This window comes from Exiguobacterium indicum HHS 31 (genome assembly GCF_001939065.1).
Lineage (GTDB): Bacteria > Bacillota > Bacilli > Exiguobacteriales > Exiguobacteriaceae > Exiguobacterium_A > Exiguobacterium_A indicum.
On sequence record NZ_MPSZ01000001.1, the window covers coordinates 871,020 to 886,560 of the forward strand.

General features: G+C 49.2%; 20 protein-coding genes. 6 read left to right on the forward strand and 14 right to left on the reverse strand.

Going from position 1 to position 15,541, the window contains the following annotated elements:
- Positions 1-29 precede the first annotated feature (29 nt).
- Both N179_RS04715 and N179_RS04720 read left to right on the forward strand, forming a co-directional pair.
- Positions 30-1,292 carry a hypothetical protein gene (locus tag N179_RS04715; RefSeq protein WP_075642349.1) on the forward strand — a complete coding sequence of 421 codons (1,263 nt, stop codon included), beginning with the start codon at positions 30-32 and terminating at the stop codon, positions 1,290-1,292.
- A complete protein-coding gene (locus tag N179_RS04720; RefSeq protein ID WP_075642350.1) occupies positions 1,289-2,557 on the forward strand; it encodes a hypothetical protein in 1,269 nt (422 codons plus the stop codon). Before N179_RS04715 ends, N179_RS04720 begins: the two co-directional genes overlap by 4 nt.
- 1 nt (position 2,558) lies before the next feature.
- On the opposite strand, the gene N179_RS04725 is transcribed toward N179_RS04720, so the two are convergent.
- From N179_RS04725 to N179_RS04740, 4 genes are all read right to left on the reverse strand, one after another.
- Positions 2,559-2,795, reverse strand: coding sequence for a hypothetical protein (locus tag N179_RS04725; RefSeq protein WP_055968171.1), 237 nt, complete (start codon positions 2,793-2,795; stop codon positions 2,559-2,561).
- A gap of 118 nt (positions 2,796-2,913) precedes the next feature.
- On the reverse strand, positions 2,914-3,243 hold the full coding sequence (locus N179_RS04730; RefSeq protein ID WP_075642351.1) for an antibiotic biosynthesis monooxygenase: 330 nt from the start codon (positions 3,241-3,243) through the stop codon (positions 2,914-2,916).
- 32 nt (positions 3,244-3,275) lie between these two features.
- Positions 3,276-3,899 carry a hypothetical protein gene (locus N179_RS04735; protein WP_075642352.1) on the reverse strand — a complete coding sequence of 208 codons (624 nt, stop codon included), beginning with the start codon at positions 3,897-3,899 and terminating at the stop codon, positions 3,276-3,278.
- Positions 3,899-4,327 (reverse strand): GNAT family N-acetyltransferase, encoded by a 429-nt coding sequence (locus N179_RS04740; RefSeq protein ID WP_075642353.1) that lies wholly within the window; start codon positions 4,325-4,327, stop codon positions 3,899-3,901. Before N179_RS04740 ends, N179_RS04735 begins: the two co-directional genes overlap by 1 nt.
- Positions 4,328-4,371: 44 nt before the next feature.
- On the opposite strand from N179_RS04740, the gene N179_RS04745 reads away from it, so the two are divergent.
- Complete coding sequence (locus N179_RS04745) at positions 4,372-5,157, forward strand: pentapeptide repeat-containing protein (RefSeq protein WP_075642354.1); 786 nt, start codon at positions 4,372-4,374, stop codon at positions 5,155-5,157.
- Between the two features lie 67 nt (positions 5,158-5,224).
- Here the strand turns inward: N179_RS04745 and N179_RS04750 are convergent, their stop codons facing one another.
- Both N179_RS04750 and N179_RS04755 read right to left on the reverse strand, forming a co-directional pair.
- Complete coding sequence (locus N179_RS04750) at positions 5,225-6,055, reverse strand: nucleotidyltransferase domain-containing protein (RefSeq protein ID WP_244150209.1); 831 nt, start codon at positions 6,053-6,055, stop codon at positions 5,225-5,227.
- Entirely contained in the window at positions 5,937-6,410 is a 474-nt protein-coding gene (locus N179_RS04755; protein ID WP_064299857.1) for a hypothetical protein, read from the reverse strand. The genes N179_RS04750 and N179_RS04755 overlap by 119 nt, the downstream gene beginning before the upstream one ends.
- 199 nt (positions 6,411-6,609) lie before the next feature.
- Between N179_RS04755 and N179_RS04760 the strand changes: the two genes are divergently transcribed.
- Complete coding sequence (locus tag N179_RS04760; RefSeq protein ID WP_023468356.1) at positions 6,610-7,176, forward strand: recombinase family protein; 567 nt, start codon at positions 6,610-6,612, stop codon at positions 7,174-7,176.
- Positions 7,177-7,201: 25 nt separating this feature from the next.
- Here N179_RS04760 and N179_RS04765 read toward each other — a convergent pair whose 3' ends face one another.
- The gene (locus N179_RS04765) at positions 7,202-7,609 is read right to left on the reverse strand and encodes a hypothetical protein (protein ID WP_023468357.1); all 408 of its coding nucleotides are present in this window, start codon (positions 7,607-7,609) and stop codon (positions 7,202-7,204) included.
- Positions 7,610-7,754: 145 nt separating this feature from the next.
- On the opposite strand from N179_RS04765, the gene N179_RS04770 reads away from it, so the two are divergent.
- Positions 7,755-8,138 carry a hypothetical protein gene (locus N179_RS04770; RefSeq protein ID WP_023468358.1) on the forward strand — a complete coding sequence of 128 codons (384 nt, stop codon included), beginning with the start codon at positions 7,755-7,757 and terminating at the stop codon, positions 8,136-8,138.
- An 18-nt stretch (positions 8,139-8,156) separates the two neighbouring features.
- Here the strand turns inward: N179_RS04770 and N179_RS04775 are convergent, their stop codons facing one another.
- Complete coding sequence (locus tag N179_RS04775) at positions 8,157-8,684, reverse strand: hypothetical protein (protein WP_023468359.1); 528 nt, start codon at positions 8,682-8,684, stop codon at positions 8,157-8,159.
- Positions 8,685-8,792: 108 nt separating this feature from the next.
- On the opposite strand from N179_RS04775, the gene N179_RS04780 reads away from it, so the two are divergent.
- Positions 8,793-9,392: a TetR/AcrR family transcriptional regulator gene (locus N179_RS04780; RefSeq protein WP_075642356.1), complete on the forward strand. Its 600-nt coding sequence runs from the start codon at positions 8,793-8,795 to the stop codon at positions 9,390-9,392.
- Positions 9,393-9,432: 40 nt separating this feature from the next.
- Here the strand turns inward: N179_RS04780 and N179_RS04785 are convergent, their stop codons facing one another.
- Genes N179_RS04785 through nikA form a run of 6 tightly spaced genes read right to left on the reverse strand, consistent with a single transcriptional unit; the run spans position 9,433 to position 15,402 of the window.
- Positions 9,433-10,722, reverse strand: coding sequence for an MATE family efflux transporter (locus N179_RS04785; RefSeq protein WP_058713113.1), 1,290 nt, complete (start codon positions 10,720-10,722; stop codon positions 9,433-9,435).
- The gene (locus tag N179_RS04790; protein ID WP_075642357.1) at positions 10,716-11,453 is read right to left on the reverse strand and encodes an ABC transporter ATP-binding protein; all 738 of its coding nucleotides are present in this window, start codon (positions 11,451-11,453) and stop codon (positions 10,716-10,718) included. The genes N179_RS04785 and N179_RS04790 overlap by 7 nt, the downstream gene beginning before the upstream one ends.
- Entirely contained in the window at positions 11,432-12,178 is a 747-nt protein-coding gene (locus N179_RS04795) for an ABC transporter ATP-binding protein (protein ID WP_055968197.1), read from the reverse strand. Before N179_RS04795 ends, N179_RS04790 begins: the two co-directional genes overlap by 22 nt.
- Positions 12,126-12,953: an ABC transporter permease gene (locus N179_RS04800; protein WP_075642358.1), complete on the reverse strand. Its 828-nt coding sequence runs from the start codon at positions 12,951-12,953 to the stop codon at positions 12,126-12,128. The genes N179_RS04795 and N179_RS04800 overlap by 53 nt, the downstream gene beginning before the upstream one ends.
- A complete protein-coding gene (locus N179_RS04805; protein ID WP_075642359.1) occupies positions 12,950-13,885 on the reverse strand; it encodes an ABC transporter permease in 936 nt (311 codons plus the stop codon). Before N179_RS04805 ends, N179_RS04800 begins: the two co-directional genes overlap by 4 nt.
- On the reverse strand, positions 13,885-15,402 hold the full coding sequence (nikA, locus tag N179_RS04810; protein WP_075642360.1) for a nickel ABC transporter substrate-binding protein: 1,518 nt from the start codon (positions 15,400-15,402) through the stop codon (positions 13,885-13,887). Before nikA ends, N179_RS04805 begins: the two co-directional genes overlap by 1 nt.
- Positions 15,403-15,541: the final 139 nt, after the last annotated feature.

A 15,541-nucleotide genomic window follows, 5' to 3' on the forward strand; every position in this document is an offset into this window, starting at 1 on the left:
TATAGTCACTAGGATAAAGGAGGTTTTCCATGAGACGCTATATACATACCGGTATTCTCGCAGGCGTAGTCCTACTTGCCGGATGCGGTAAAGAACAATACTTAGACCTTACATACGATGCCAATTACTGGGGCGGTATTTCGACTACCTTTGATGGGCAAGAGATACCGGATCTCCCCCAAAAACAAACGGCTGCTTTGTTGAAGGGTTGTCAGCAAAAATCTGACATGAAGCGCTTACCTGACCGATACGTGCAACACGAAGGATTCGATTTGTATTTCCTTCCTGCAAATATCCAAGGGCGTGAGTTCCAACACGTTCGTTTCCTATCAGACGAAAAAAAAGACTATCTGGCCTGTCAGCCCATTCGCCACGCAGATTATACGGTCCATCAGATTAAGCGAAGTGATTATCCATTTGTTGATTGGTCAAAACAACCGGTTAAAGCCAAATCGACAGCCGTTCGCTTTAAAGCTGTCCCAAAAGAGGTGGCAGATCACCAAAAACAAGAAAATAAAGAAAGTAAGCAATCAAAAGAGCTTGGACGCTATCTCTTCCCGTCCTATCAACTGTCCTTACCACCGGAAGGTCAATTCATTATTTTTGGAGAAGAAGACGGAAAAGAACGCACATTCTTCGAGACGACCGAGTCGCTGAGCGGATCCGAGCTGAATATCTCTTTCCGTCACAGTCCAAAAAACGGGATGCAGTCTTCCACAATTGATCTCACAATAAGTGGAACACGCGATGGAAACTCTTCAGTCATTCAAGAGTATGCGCAAGGGCAATCCTACCAGATTGAACGTAAAGAATTACCTGACGTCCTTTCACCCGGTCAAATGGTTCACTTTGCTACCGTTCAAAAACTAGAAAAAGATAAAGTTGTCCAGGAAACGCCAATCTATATGCGTCTCAATAAGTCATACAAAAAACCTTCAAATTACAAATATGCTTTTATCAATATAAATCAACCTGGATATGTCGGTTTCATCCATCAATCACCAAAACAGCTTATTGATAGCGATTATAAGTTCGTCTCAGCAATTCCTGACAAGCTAGCCAAAAAAATCGCTCAGGAATTAAAAGAAACCGAAGTGATGGAGCCGCAAGGCACAAAACTAAAGCAGAAAAAATTGACGTTGATGCGCGAAGGGAAAAGCCAGATGTTCGAGCTGTATGAACGCAAACGCGCCAAAAAGCTTGAAATCTATGTCGTCAAAAAGGGAACAAAGAACGGTGCTAAGTTGTCGGGTACGACAAGTGAAGCACTCAGTGAGGTGCTTAACAAATGAACAAACGTTACTGGATCGGACTCACACTTGCAGCAACGCTCGCGTTAAGCGGTTGTCAAAGTGAAGCTCCGAATTTCAAATGGGATTACTTATCGAAATTGTATGATGGAGCGCGGTTTAAAGGCAAAGAACCTCCGAAGATGTTATCGGAAAAGGAAATGAGTGTCATCATGGAGGAGTGTCGATCAAAAGCGGTAAAAGCTCCAAAAAATTATTCTTATGGTGACACGTTCTCCGTCGTGATGACGGCACCATTTGAAGATTACTTAGGACAAATGGCTCGTTATGTCCAGTCCGGAGAACAAACATATCTGTATTGTCAGAATATGGCTGACAGCGAGTATCACCTCTTATCAACCAAACAAGATGTCTTTGCGAAAACGAAGCTGGTTGAACATCCGACCGAGTTAGAAGTACAGCCAGACACCATTAAAAAAGAGGACTGGTTCTCACGTGATGATAACATCATAAACGGTTCTGTTCGAAAATTAGCGCTACCTGGATCAGGTTACCTGGTGATGAAAGCGACTGATGTAACGAAAAAAGACGAACGAAAGACATTCGTCGTCTATGCAGAAGCCCTTACTCCCTTTACTGAAGATACGAAGCTTTATCTGACGTACAATGAGAAATATAATGAGAATGACGATATATCGTATAACTCCTTTGTACGCATACCGCAATTGATCAGTGGACAGCAGATGGGGACGTCGATCCATGCGATGAAACAGCCCGGAAAAGTCCGCTTCATTCCTGGTGACGGCACACCGGAACATTACGGCACGCTTATCGCAACAGAAAAAAACGGACACCAATTCCGCTACGAATTGTCGATTCAGCACACGATGGAACGTCCGTCTGAGCTTGCTCGACAGGACTTATCGGAAGAAGATGTTCTATCCACTATCAATGACATAACACTCTTCCATCAGAAGCAGTTCAAGCATTATCTTTATGATCAAAGCGATTCTTCTAAAGATCGTCTTAAAGTCGAGGATACGATCATGATGACAAGTGATGAGTCCGGGAAATTGCAAAAAGCAATCAAGTCAAGTGAACAGGCTGACGTACGAGGAAAACGGGCGAAGTGGAAATACTTGACGTTCCGAAAAGGAGTGAAAGGACAACAATACGAAGTTTATCTCGATAAGCGTGTCAAAAAGACCGATATTTACTTGAAGGATCCGAAACGTGACGTGTCGGTTCATCTTTCGGCGACAGGTCGTGACATCATTCTCTCCTTATTTGAGCTATACGAAAAATGACTCACACCATAAAGATGAGATGTTGGAGCAAATAAATCAAGGAACACCAGAAGATGAAAGCAATCCCCTCGCGTAACCACTCTTTACGCGTCAACGGTTCACGTAAAAAGGACACGCAAGCAAACAGCAAGACGAAGAAGTAGAGATAAATGAAGCCACCGCTCGTTAAGAAACCAAAGAGCAGGATCATACCACCGAGGACGGACAGGCTAGAGACGACAGGTTTACGATAGACCATGCGGTGTCACCTCGTTTCATCTAGTTTGTTAGAATATACCCAGATTACGGAAAAACAATCTATTTTAATGTACTAGACAACACCCCTTGAGAGGCATCCTCCCAAGGGGTGTTGTTGTTTATTCCACGACGGCACTGTGATCAGCGACGATCGCATATTCCGTGACGGTATTCGACGTCACGAGCGGTTTGACTTCGGACGTTCCGCTATCCCGCTTATGATGCACGCCTTTGTACGCTTGACTCTCTTGCCATGCATGAAATGCTGCTTGATTCGACCACGTTGTCATGATCGTGACGATGTCTTCCTCTTCCTGACGGATATCGACGAGGACTTGCATCCGGTGGAACCCTTCCATCCGTTCAATTCCTTTCGTCGTCTTAAAACGCGCTGCGACCTGATCTGCTGCACCTTTGACGACGTGTAACTGGTTCATGACGATCCACATGTTCTTCTCCCCCTTTTTTCGTCTTCAGTATACTAAAAGTCATTCCGGGATGAAAACGCGGATGCGTTATCGCTTGGTAACGTCAATCGCTGGATCGTCTCTTTTCCGTCTACGCTCGTCGCGATCATCTCGAAATAGAGCGAATGCGGGAAGGCATCCGGTAACGGTTGGACAGTATGGAAACGTTCCTGATTTGTTACTGACAAGGAGCGTTGCATCGGACGAAGCGGCGCTTCGCCATCAGCCGTCGTCTTATACGGCTCGAACCGGATCGATTTCATTTGTTTCGAACCGTTCATGCCGTAGGCGACAAGGTATCGACCTTCGTCCGTCGTCAATAAACGACCTTCAAACCAATCCGTCTCCCTCGTCTGTTTCGAACGAATGATTCGGTCGATTCGTTGTGCCTCATCGGTTTGTTGCAGGAGCAAAAACAAGCGGTCGTGTTTCGCTTCAAGATACGCGACGGCGTAATGGTCAGACAGTCGTTCGACGAAGTAGACGTCGCGCGCTTCAATCGGCGTGTTCGTCATCTGTGTATATAACTGGGCGACTTGCTTCGCCGTAAAAGAAGCGGTCTCTTGACGTGGCTGAATCCCCGTCAGCGTTCCGAGCACGAGACCGAACAATAAGATGAGGAAAAGACGCCGTTTCATCAGTCGACCTGTTTGACGAGCAGATGATAGCTCATCCCTGGTGGATAGTCATCGATTCGTCCGACTTCGACGAATCCTTGTCGCTCATAAAACGGGAGCGCTTGAAACGAGAACGTCTCGACGCGGATTCGCTGAACACCCGCTGCTCGTGCCCATTCCTCCAGTTGACGGAATAACTGAGTACCGAGCCCACTTCCCCGTTCCTCTTCGGCAACGAAGAACCATTCAATATGTAACCAGCCCCAGTACATTTCCCCTGAGATGCCGCCGATCGGTTGATCATCACGCGTCGCAAGTAATGTGACGGCTTGTGTTCCCTCGGAGCGTTTCGTCGCATGAAGCGGTGAACGCTCGACATTGTATTGACGCACTTGTTGCTTAAGCCAGTCCTGTCCGTCCTCATTTTCATTAAGTTGAAATTGCAGCATGTTCAAACTCCTTTCTTGTTATAGTAGTAGTGGAGGTGAATCCGATGGAGCCTACGTTCCAGATTGATTGTACGAAGTGTTTTGGTTTATGTTGTACCGCACTCGCTTTTTCGAAATCCAGTGATTTTGGTCATGACAAACCTGAAGCAACACCGTGTCGTAATCTTGACGCGGATTACAGCTGTCGCATCCATGACCGGTTACGCGATAGCGGCTACAAAGGCTGCACCGTCTATGATTGTTTTGGTGCCGGACAGCATCTGTCACAGCAGACATTCGAAGGCGATGATGCACCTAAGCGACGCCAAGCGATCTATGCTGCCTTCCCGAAGATGGTTCATTTGTTTGAGATGATGTGGTACATAACCGACGGGAAACGGGATGTCACGCGTGACATCCACGATCAACTCGATGAGACGCTTGCCGCACTGACTCGGTACGCGGCATTACCAGCCGATCAATTTGAACGACTTGACTTGATACCGGTTCGTCAAACCGTCCGACCACTCCTTGAAATGATTGCATCGCGTGTTCAAGCTCAGTATAGCGGAAGACGCGACCAGACACCACGCGACTGGGTCGGAAAACAGTTACCAAGACGTGATTTCTCAGGTGCCAGTGTTCAGAACCAGTGGTTGCTTTCGACGAACTTATCGCGCAGTAACCTGCGCGGAGTCAACTTTCTCGGGGCGGATTTGCGAGACTGTAACGTCAAAGACGCCGATCTGACGGATGCACTCTTTTTGACACAGGCACAAATCAATGCGGCAATCGGTAATGCCGCGACGCAGTTACCGCGTCGCTTACTCCGTCCGTCCCATTGGCGTTAAACAGAAGCGAACGATAAGGAGGCACGTTTTCGGTCGATTGATCCGAAAGCGTACCTCCTTTTGCTTGTTATCGTTTACCGAGCGTAAAGCCGTCAAAATAACGCCCGCCGAATGGTGCGAGATAATCATCGACTAACGCGACGACCTCTCGTCGGTCATCCGATTGATAATACAACTCGAATGCCAGCGTATGTCGACTAGCATAGTCTTCGTCAAACTCCGCAAGAGCACGAATCGCCCACTTTCCTTGTCCGATGAAGCGACGATTGGCACGAAGAACGAACTCGATGCTCTGTTCATATAAACGTGACGCAATCGCTAAACCTTCCGCGCGGTTCGTTACACTCTCGAAATCGTCGAGCACATCACTTAAAAAATACCGTGCGCGCTCTTGTTCCGAAGTCGTCCACACAACAGGTCCGTCCGCCAATTGTTGAACGGCTTCCTGACGGATAGATGCAAGGTTTGGATGGTCCTCGATCGTCCAACTGTCAGCAATCATTCGTTGCAGGGACGGGCGACCACGTTCCCGGTCACTCTCGAAAAACGGCTGGATCGTCTCAAAGGAATGGACGAATGCTTCGACCGGGACACCGTCATGGATGAACGACTCCCGGTACGCCTGACCTCGACTTGCTTCAAAAATGATCACATCGACATCTGATTGTGCGGTCGCTTGCCCTCGCGTATGGCTGCCGGCAAGTAAAACAGCACAGTGATTCGGGTACCGTGACGCAACGAGCGGCATGATCCAGTCGCACCACTCCATGCGTGTCCACTTAGTCTTCAACTTGTTCACCGATTCTGGAGAAGACGGCCAGTTCGTCACCCGGTACGGCAACGATCGTCGCGTCGGCTCGGTGTGGTGCGAGACCGATATCGATCGCCCACGATTCATAATATGTATCCGATCCGTTCAGGACGAGCGTTTGTCCGTTGCTAAACGTTAGGAATAAGTGGGGTGCCGTCTTTCCGATCCGGACACCGGTGATGCGTTCCGCGTGAAGCGAGACGATCAAATGTAACATCTCTTCCTTCGTCGCATGGCGGACGACCCAGTCCTGTGTCGTCTCGACATCGCCATAAAACAGACGATCCGTCTCGATCCGAAGTCGTAGTTCAGGCGCAGTCGTATCGAACAAATTGATGAATTCGAGCGTGACGTAGCCTGCGACATGGACCGTCGCTAACTGTGTGCCGATGAAATAGGTCGTCAAAAGCTGACGGGCGAGTTGATGATCTTCTTTGTTCATGATGAGCACCTCATTTAAAAAGAATGAATGGTATCGGGATGAGTCCGAGAAACTTACTTCCACTCAATTTACCACAAATTAGTCGATACGAACATGAGAAGAAAGGCTTGTTTTCGGTTTTCTGCGGCACGGAGGTGAGAATACGGTATACTGATGAGGAACTGACGTCGATTGTGATCGACAGAGAGGAGCTCCATCCATGCAATATTTCTACATGAGACCCTATCCGGATGATCCAGACTGTTCTACGCAACAAGCGGAAGCCGACAAGATGAATGTGACGACACGTGTCATCGAGACGCATGATTCAGCGAAACGACGGACGGAATTAGAACAGATGCTCGAGACCCTTCAGACGGGAGACGAAGTCATCGTCACGCATCTCTACATCTTAGCAGACTCGACGAGGCACTTGATCGAGATGCTCGAGCACATGGAGACACGCGGTGCGACGCTGTGGTCACTCCGCGAACAGATTCGGACGAGCGAGCGTGCTTCCTTGTCGTTTCTTGAAACGGCACGCCACCTGGTCCAGCTGCAAAGTGACGTCATCAGCATGTCGACGCGTGCCGGACTCTCAAAAGCAAAAGAACAAGGAAAGCAGACCGGTCGACCGCGGAAGCCGGATGAAAATGTCCGCCGCGCGATCGCGATGTATCAAAGTAAAAACTATTCGCTCGCTGATATCCGCGAACAGACCGGTATTAGTAAAAGTACGTTGTACCGATATCTCGAAAGCGAGACAATCGATACAGATAAAGGCTGACTCCATCATGGAATCAGCCTTTTTTTTAGCTATTTTGCTTTAAGGTGTTGCCGAGCCATTTTTGGAGGGCTTTTCCGCCTTCATAGAACGAGCTGTCTCGTAATTCATACGTATGACCGCCTTGTTCGATCAAGTCGAGGAACGTATTCCCGACGTCCCGGTTTTCCCATTTCCGCTGATCCGTCAAATACTTGAAACCGAAGTTACATTCGACGTTGAAGATGATGTGGAACGGTTCCTTGAACGATTGGACGGCGCGAATCATCTCGATCAAGATCATCCGTTTCGGTGATGACGCTTCGAACGTATCGAACAGCGTTGTCCGGCGTCCGTGAAACTCGATGACGCGGATCGCGCGACCGGTATCCGCTTTAAAATCATAACTCGTCCGGATCGAGACGATGATCTCGCGTTGGTCTGGTTGTACTGGCATGGTGTATCGCTTCCTTTCTCTCGGTCGATTATAGCATGGAGCTGCTTGAATTTAATAGATGTCAACGACTCGGTCTTAAGAAGGATTGTCGTAACCCAAAATTTGTCTTATACTAAAATTACCAAATACATAAAGGAGCGTTTTCGTGAAACATCTATTTTCGATACTCCTCTCGGCGAGTCTTTTGTTCACGGGTTGCTACTGCACCCTCGACGAACGGACGGACGAGCCACACTTCAAATCGCGTGCCCGCTCCATCTCCTCGTACCATACCTTCGACATCGAATATGCGAAAGGATTACGGAAGGAGCAAGTCTCAAACCGAACAGTCACCGTGACGGATTCGAACGGTGAGCGGATGCAAACGGAGATTGAAGTCCTTGACGGCAAAGAGATCCGAATTAAACCGCCACGTACGGGATATAAAAAAGGACGTCGCTACATCATCCACATTCGGGATTCGATCGACGCCCGCAAACAAGTCCATACGAATACGATTCGGGAACGAACCTTCACTGTCGACCGCTGACAGACAAGGTTCGTTTTTTTATTTGGATCGAGCCGGAAAGACCGTATAACTCATCGAGATGACCCCATCGATCACGAGGACGAGTCCCCACAATTGTAACGTCCGTAAGAGACTCTCCGTCTGCTTCGCATCTCCCAGCCACAGAATCATCGCACCGAGTAACGCTCCACCAATCAAAAAGGCCAGCACGTGCCGATAGAACCCGTTTCGCTCTTTACGTGCCTTTGAAATGCGCTCCCGTGATACTTGTTCTCTCAGGATGAACCGGCGATACATCCCGTCCGCCCAGGCAATCATCTGTTTTCCAAAGGCAAGTGAGACGCCGATATAGATCGCAGCAAGTCCGTGCGCGATCGTCGCCGTACTGCCGCGACTTAAGTCAAACACCGTTAAGACCAGTAAGACAATATCAATGACCGGTGACATCGCCATCAATCGAAAACCAAGCTTCTCTCGTCTGAATCCATAACGCACGATTAGTCCAGCGACGATGAATACCCAAAATAGAATCTCACAACAGACGATTGCCCACGCGACAAGTTGCATATCAATCCTCTCCTTTTTAATACGACTGTATCATAAAGATAACACCTCTTTTGTAGCTTGACTAGTCTTTTTAATACATTCGTGCTAAAAAGATGATATACTTGAGACATGCCAAAACAAGTCAATCACGAAGAACGCAAACGCCTCATCGCGGAAGCGACGTGGCGCACGATTTCTCAAGTCGGTATTGAACAAGCCAGTGTCCGGACGATCGCCAAGGAAGCGGGACTCTCACTGGGTGCCTTGCGATATTACTTCACGACCCAGGACGAGTTGCTCCGCTTCTCGATGGACCTCGTCCAAGAACGGGTCCAAGCACGCATCACAACCATTTTCGAGAAAGGAGGAACCCCGGAAGAAACGTTATGTGACGTCTTACTTGAGGTCTTGCCTTATGCACCCGAGCATCAGCTCGAGATGCAGGTCTGGTTTCAATTCATGATGTCCGCGTATTCATCGCAAGCGACGGAAAATCCGGACGATATCTACCATATGGTTCAAGTACTGTTGACACAGATTCCGGACGGTACACTCCGCGCGGGCTTAGACATTGAGCTTGAGAGTGAACGGCTCGCAGCACTCGTTGACGGGTTAGCCTTTCATGCTCTGTTTCGACCAGAACGATTACCAAAAGAACGCCTGCGTCATGTGCTCGTCCATCACTTGAACGCCCTCTTCGTCCGTCCTTTAGCGATCGACGACAAATAACCCGCTGTTCCCTTTTCGCGCGAGGGAAACAGCGGGTTTTTCATCGTCTTGCTTCTACGAGAATCAACGATAAGGAGCGAATCAAGAAGAACGTCAAAAACGCTGCCCAGACGCCCTGATTTCCAAAAGTCGGTGTCAGCAGGAGGACGACCGCAAAACCAATGCCTGCTTGAATCATCGAATTCCGAACGGGTGTTGCTTCAACCCGCCCGGCAAAGATGCCTTCATAGATCATCGCCCAACCGGCGAGGAGCGGTAGGATGATGATCCAGAAGTAATAATCGCGCGCTGCGTCTAGGATTGCCTCTTCTGAAGTGAACAACTGAAGGAGCGGTGTCTCAAGGAAGAGGAGCACCAGTGACCAGAAGACGACCGAGTAGAATCCAAACGTCCGTGCCAAACGGACACTCGTCCGGTATCCTGCCTGATCTTGATTCCCTCTCGCCCGACCAACGAGAACGGTTGACGCATGACCGAGTCCACCGAACCAGTACGAAATCAGATACTGGATTTGTAGCAGAATCGCGTTGGCTGCGAGGACATCCGGTCCGAATTGTCCACCAGCACGTGTGAACCAGCCGGTGACCAGTAGAAGGAAAATCGTGCGAATGAACAAGTCACGATTGACTTGAAAGAATTGACGGTACGCTTGCCATGCCGTCAAGGCGCGCCATTCATCACGCGTCATCGATAAATGACCACGAATCAGGTACAGAGCACAGACGACGATGCTGATCTCCGCGATGACGGTCGCAACCGCAATTCCAGCAACACCGGCATCCAATCCGTAGACGAATCCGATATCGAGAACGACATTGACTCCTGTACTAAACAATTGGACGAACAAGGCGTGCTTGACCTGACCGGTACCAATCAACCAGCCGAGTAACGCATACCCCATCAACACGAACGGTGCGCCAATCATCCGGTATGAAATATACGTTTTGACCGCACCGAGCAAGTCAGCGGGTGGTGCCAGTAAATACAGTCCGATTTGCTCGAGCGGCTGTCGAAACAACAGGATAAGCAGACCGATACAAGCTGCTAGAAACAGCGGTCGGTAAAGTGACGTCCGTAAAGCATGTACGTCATTCGCCCCACTTGCTTGGGCGCTGAATCCTGTCGTACTCACTTTTAAGAAACCAAACAACCAGTAAATCGTATTGAAGAAGACGGCTCCGACGGCGATGCCGCCGATCGCCCGCGGATCACCGGATTGACCGATGACGACGGTATCGGTTACACCAAGTAAGGGTGTTGCAATACTTGAGAGAATCAGCGGATAAGCGAGTAACCAGTACGTTTTGTGGGTCGGTTGTGCGTTCACCATGTTCCGGCCTCGACGAATCGTTGGGTATACGCGCTACCTGATTCCAATCGATCAATCAAATCAACAGCGCGACCGTCACGTAAGACAAGTGTTTCCGAACAGAGGCGCCGGATGAAGTCGATATCGTGCGAGATCAATACAAGACTGACACCGAGTGTCTGCTGCAGGCGTTCCAGTAGCTCGATGATCTGTGCGCGGGAGACGACATCAAGTCCGGTCGTCGGCTCATCCATCACGATGATGTCGGGTTCAATCGAAATCGCGCGGGCGATCGCGGCACGCTGAATTTGTCCCCCACTCAATTGATGGGGCAATCGATCGAATAACCGTTCCTCCAACCCGACTGCAAGTGCGAGGGCAGTCATGAGATTTTCTTCTGACGTCGCTGGGAAATGCCGCAAGATCGGACGATGCCGACGAAACGGTTCAAGAATCGATTCCCGCACCGTCCATTCTGGATTAAAGGAAGCGAGAGGATGTTGAAAGACGGCTTGAATAGCTCGTCGCTCGTTTCGGTGCCCACTCGGAAATGCCTTTCCATGCAAGGAAATCAAACCATGAGTGGGTTTGAGCAGACCGAGGATCAATCGTCCGAGTGTCGTCTTGCCACTCCCACTCTCCCCGATGATGCCAATTGACGCCTTTTTCGTCACGTGAAAGGAGATATTCGACAAAATGGGCTGATCCTTTATTTGATAAGTAAGATCTGTTACGGATAAGACTGGGTACATGAACTCTTCCTTTCTTCCGGTGATGTACGATGCGCTTGCATCAAGCTCATCGTGAACGGATGACGACTTTGCTCGATCATCTGTGGTGTTCCCGTCTCGACGATTCGTCCATCCTGCATTAAGACGAGTTGCTCCCCATAATGTAAGGCAGGTCCTAATTCGTGGGTGACGAACAAAATCGTTGCCCCGTACTGGTGTTGGTATTCGGTCAACCAGTCGAGTAAACGACGTGTCAACACAGGATCGAGCGCCGTCGTTAGTTCATCCGCTAAAATCAATCGTGGTTTTAAGGTGACGGCAAACAGGATCGCGAACCGTTGCAATTGCCCACCGCTCAACTCTCCTGGATATCGGTCCAACCAGGTCGGGTCCAACTCAAGCGTTCGCAAGACGTCATCGATGTAAGGATGATCCATCTTTCGTCCATGTGCGCGATATGTATCCCGTAACATCTGACGCATCGTCAAAAACGGAAGAAACGCATCGGTATACTGCTGTGGTATGTAACCAATATCGAGACCACGTCGAAGAGGTTCGTCCGAGATGACTTCTCCGCTCGACGACATCCCGTCCGGCAATCGATCCAGTAATCGTTTAAGCAAGAGCGTCTTACCGCTCCCGCTCGCTCCGACGAGACAGATGAATCGATGAGCTGGTAACGATAGATTCATGTCATGCAGAAGGACGTGTTTCGCCCGAACGTGTATGTTCCGAATCTGAATCATTTACGTGTCCTCCTTTTTTCTTCATCCATCGCGTCCATCCCATCGTCGCGACGACGGTCAAGACGATGCACGCACCTGGCAAAAGCATGAGCCGGGGTGCGGAACTGAAATAAGGACGTCCTTCGTTCAACATTGTTCCCCACTCTGGCAGTGGTGCTTGGACACCAAGCCCGATATAAGAGAATGCCGATAAGAATAAGATGACTTTGCCGACATCCAAACTCATTAACACGACGACTTGTCGGATGATGGGCGGCAAGATATGGCGTCGTAAGATCATACTGTCTGTTAACCCGTTGATGCGTGCCATGCTGATGTATGGCTTTTGCATCGTCTCGGTCACGAGTGTCTCGCTTAATCGCGCGTAGGAAATCCATTTGATGAGTAAAATCGCAAAGATCAAACTTTGAGGACTGGCACCAAATAATCCGGCGATGACAAGTGCTAGAACGGTGTCAGGGAAAATCACGAGACCATCTTCTAATCGATGAATCAAGTGCTTGAGTCGTCCATCATAAAAACCGGCTAGACAACCAAGACAGGTACCGATGCACGCTGTGAGCAACACCGTAAGCAGGCTGAAACCTAAGGATATCAAACCAGCTAAAAAAAGACGAGCTGCGAAATCTCGTCCTAGACCGTCTGTTCCGAGCCAATGTTCAAATGAAGCGGGCTCAAGTCTTTTCGCTATGTTTGTATTAAAAGAATTTGTAAATACGGTATATGAAATAAAAAATAGGAGACATCCTCCGAAAATGAGCCATCTTTTTTTCATGTGTGTGTTCCCTTCTGCCAATCTGGTCGTAACGCCCGGTTTAGCGACCGGACACCTTGATGCAAGACAAGAATGATGCCTGTCGTCAGCAAGATGTAGCCTTGGATCAGTGGGTAATCGCGTTGCAAAATCGCATCGACCATTAATTTTCCTACACCTGGATACGCGAACAGAACTTCGAGGACAACGACACCCCCGGCAAGACTGCCGAGCGTCAGACCGAATACGGACAGGACCGGTGGCAAACTGCCGCGTAACGCATAACGCCAAAGGATCGTCCGCTCGGATATCCCACGCATCCGCGCCAACTCGATGTACGGTTGGTTCAGTTCACGGCGTAGATTCAGTCGAATCAATGGAATATAGACGCTCGCAAGTGGAAAGCCGAGCGATAGAGCCGGGAGGACGAGTGACGTCATCCCTTCCCGTCCCATCACAGGTAACCACCCGAGACGGACGGCAAACAGATCGACGAGCAACAGACCGATCCAAAAACCAGGCACGGCCGCTCCGCTCATGCTGACAAGGTGCGCGAGACGGACGACGCTTCGGCGCGTCGTCAAGGCGCTACCGATTCCTAGGGGTAAGGCGATCAATAAGGCAATCAAAATACCGCCAAGTGCCAGCTCCGCTGTCACGAGATAACTCTCTAACAACATCTCGATGACCGGTCGCCCCGTCTGTAACGAGTTTCCGAGACGTAAGGTGAGTATGTCTTGCAGCCAACGGACGTACTGGACGAGCATCGGCTGATCGTATCCTAATTCACGGCGCGCGGCCTCGATTTGTTCGGGCGTTGCTGATAATTCATCGATATTCAATAACGTCAAGACCGGATCACCCGGCAGTAACCGTAACAAGACAAAACAACTGAACGTGATGAGTAGAGTGAATAGACTCAGCGATAGCAGTCGTTTGACGATCGAATGCATCAATCGGTCACCTGCAACGTATTCGTGATCATGTAGTATTCACTCTTTTCCGTTTTCCATCCTTTGACGCGTTTGCTGTCATAGGCGACGAGTGTTGAAGGATGGAGCAAGAAGCTATTATAGCGTTTCTCGTTGACATATCGCGCGATCTGCTCCGCAAGCCGTGAACGTTCCTCGATCTGTATCGTTTCATTTAACGTCTCGATCTGTTTCGTCAACTTCGGATCCGCGACACGACTGAAGTTCAGTCCTCCGTTCGGATGATAGGTCGCGTTCAAATAATATCCAGCATCTCCACGCGGAGCTGTCAGATTGCTGTACGTCGCGATATCCCAGTCCCGGTTACTCGCCATGTATTCTTCTGGGACATCGATCTGTTTAATCGTGATCGCGACACCAATCTTTTTCGCGTCATCTTGAATGACTTGGGCGATCAACAGCAGGTCTGGTCGAGCCGCATACGTCAATAACGTCAGTTTTAAAGGACGACCGTCCTTTTGCATCCGTCCATTTTGTTTTGTATAACCAGCTTGTTTGAGCCATTCCTCAGGCGTCTTCTGCAGTTGTTGCGGATAGTTCGGAGCAAATGGGAATGACGATAGGAATGGACCACGTGCTGGCACCGCATATCCTTGGAGGACGTGATCGACGAGTTGCTTTCGATTGATCAAAGCATCCATTGCCTGTCGGACTTCAAACGATTGCATCGGACCGTTCGCGACATTCATCGTCAACTGATGGACACGGAACGTATCCGTCGCTTGGACTGTTAATCCTTCAGACTTCAACTGCTTGACACTCTCGATGTCCGGTCGATAGACGATGTCCGCCTGTGCAGCACGCAAAGCGTTCGTCCGTGCGCCAGCATCTTCGTTGAAGACAAAATCAACGGAATCAAGTTTCGCTTGTTCTTGCCAATAGGACTTGAAACGTTTTAACTCGACTTTTGTTCCCGGAGCGAACCGCTCGACTTGGAACGGGCCTGTTCCCATCGGTTCTTTCGTCACCCCGCTCGCCTTCGTGTCAATGATCGCTGTGTTCGGGTTGACGAGTTCCGAGATGAACTCTGGATACGTCGTCTTCGTTTGAATGAGCAGATCTAGTCCATCCGTTTTAATCGTCTCGATGTTCAAGGCATTTTTGACACCTGGATTTTCGTCGATCGAGCGTTCGAGAGACGATTTGACGGCTGCAGCATCGAGTTGTTTTCCGTTATGGAACGTCACGTCTTCCTGTAAGACGATCCGCCATGTTCGCTTTCCTTCGTAGGACCATTTCTTCGCAAGCCACGGCTCGACCGTCAATCGTTCGTCATCAAGACGGACAAGCGTCTCCGTCACCCCCGCGCGAAGCGGAACATAACTGCTGTCCCGATGCGGATCAAGCGATTGTGTCGCAAAGTTATAGACGAACGTCAAATGATTTTGCTCTTGTGGCGTATCAGAAGCAGCACAACCGGCAAGGGTCAAACCGAGGAAGACACTACCGATGAGGTGCGCAGTTTTATATGTAGACATTGTTTCCCACCTTTAATTCGGAATAATTACGTTTTACATCATATCGTAACGATTCCGATTTAACAAGCGTCTTTTCTATTTCTCTATATTGAATTCGCCATCAAAAAAATACCGAATCAACAACAAGCGAACAGCTCGT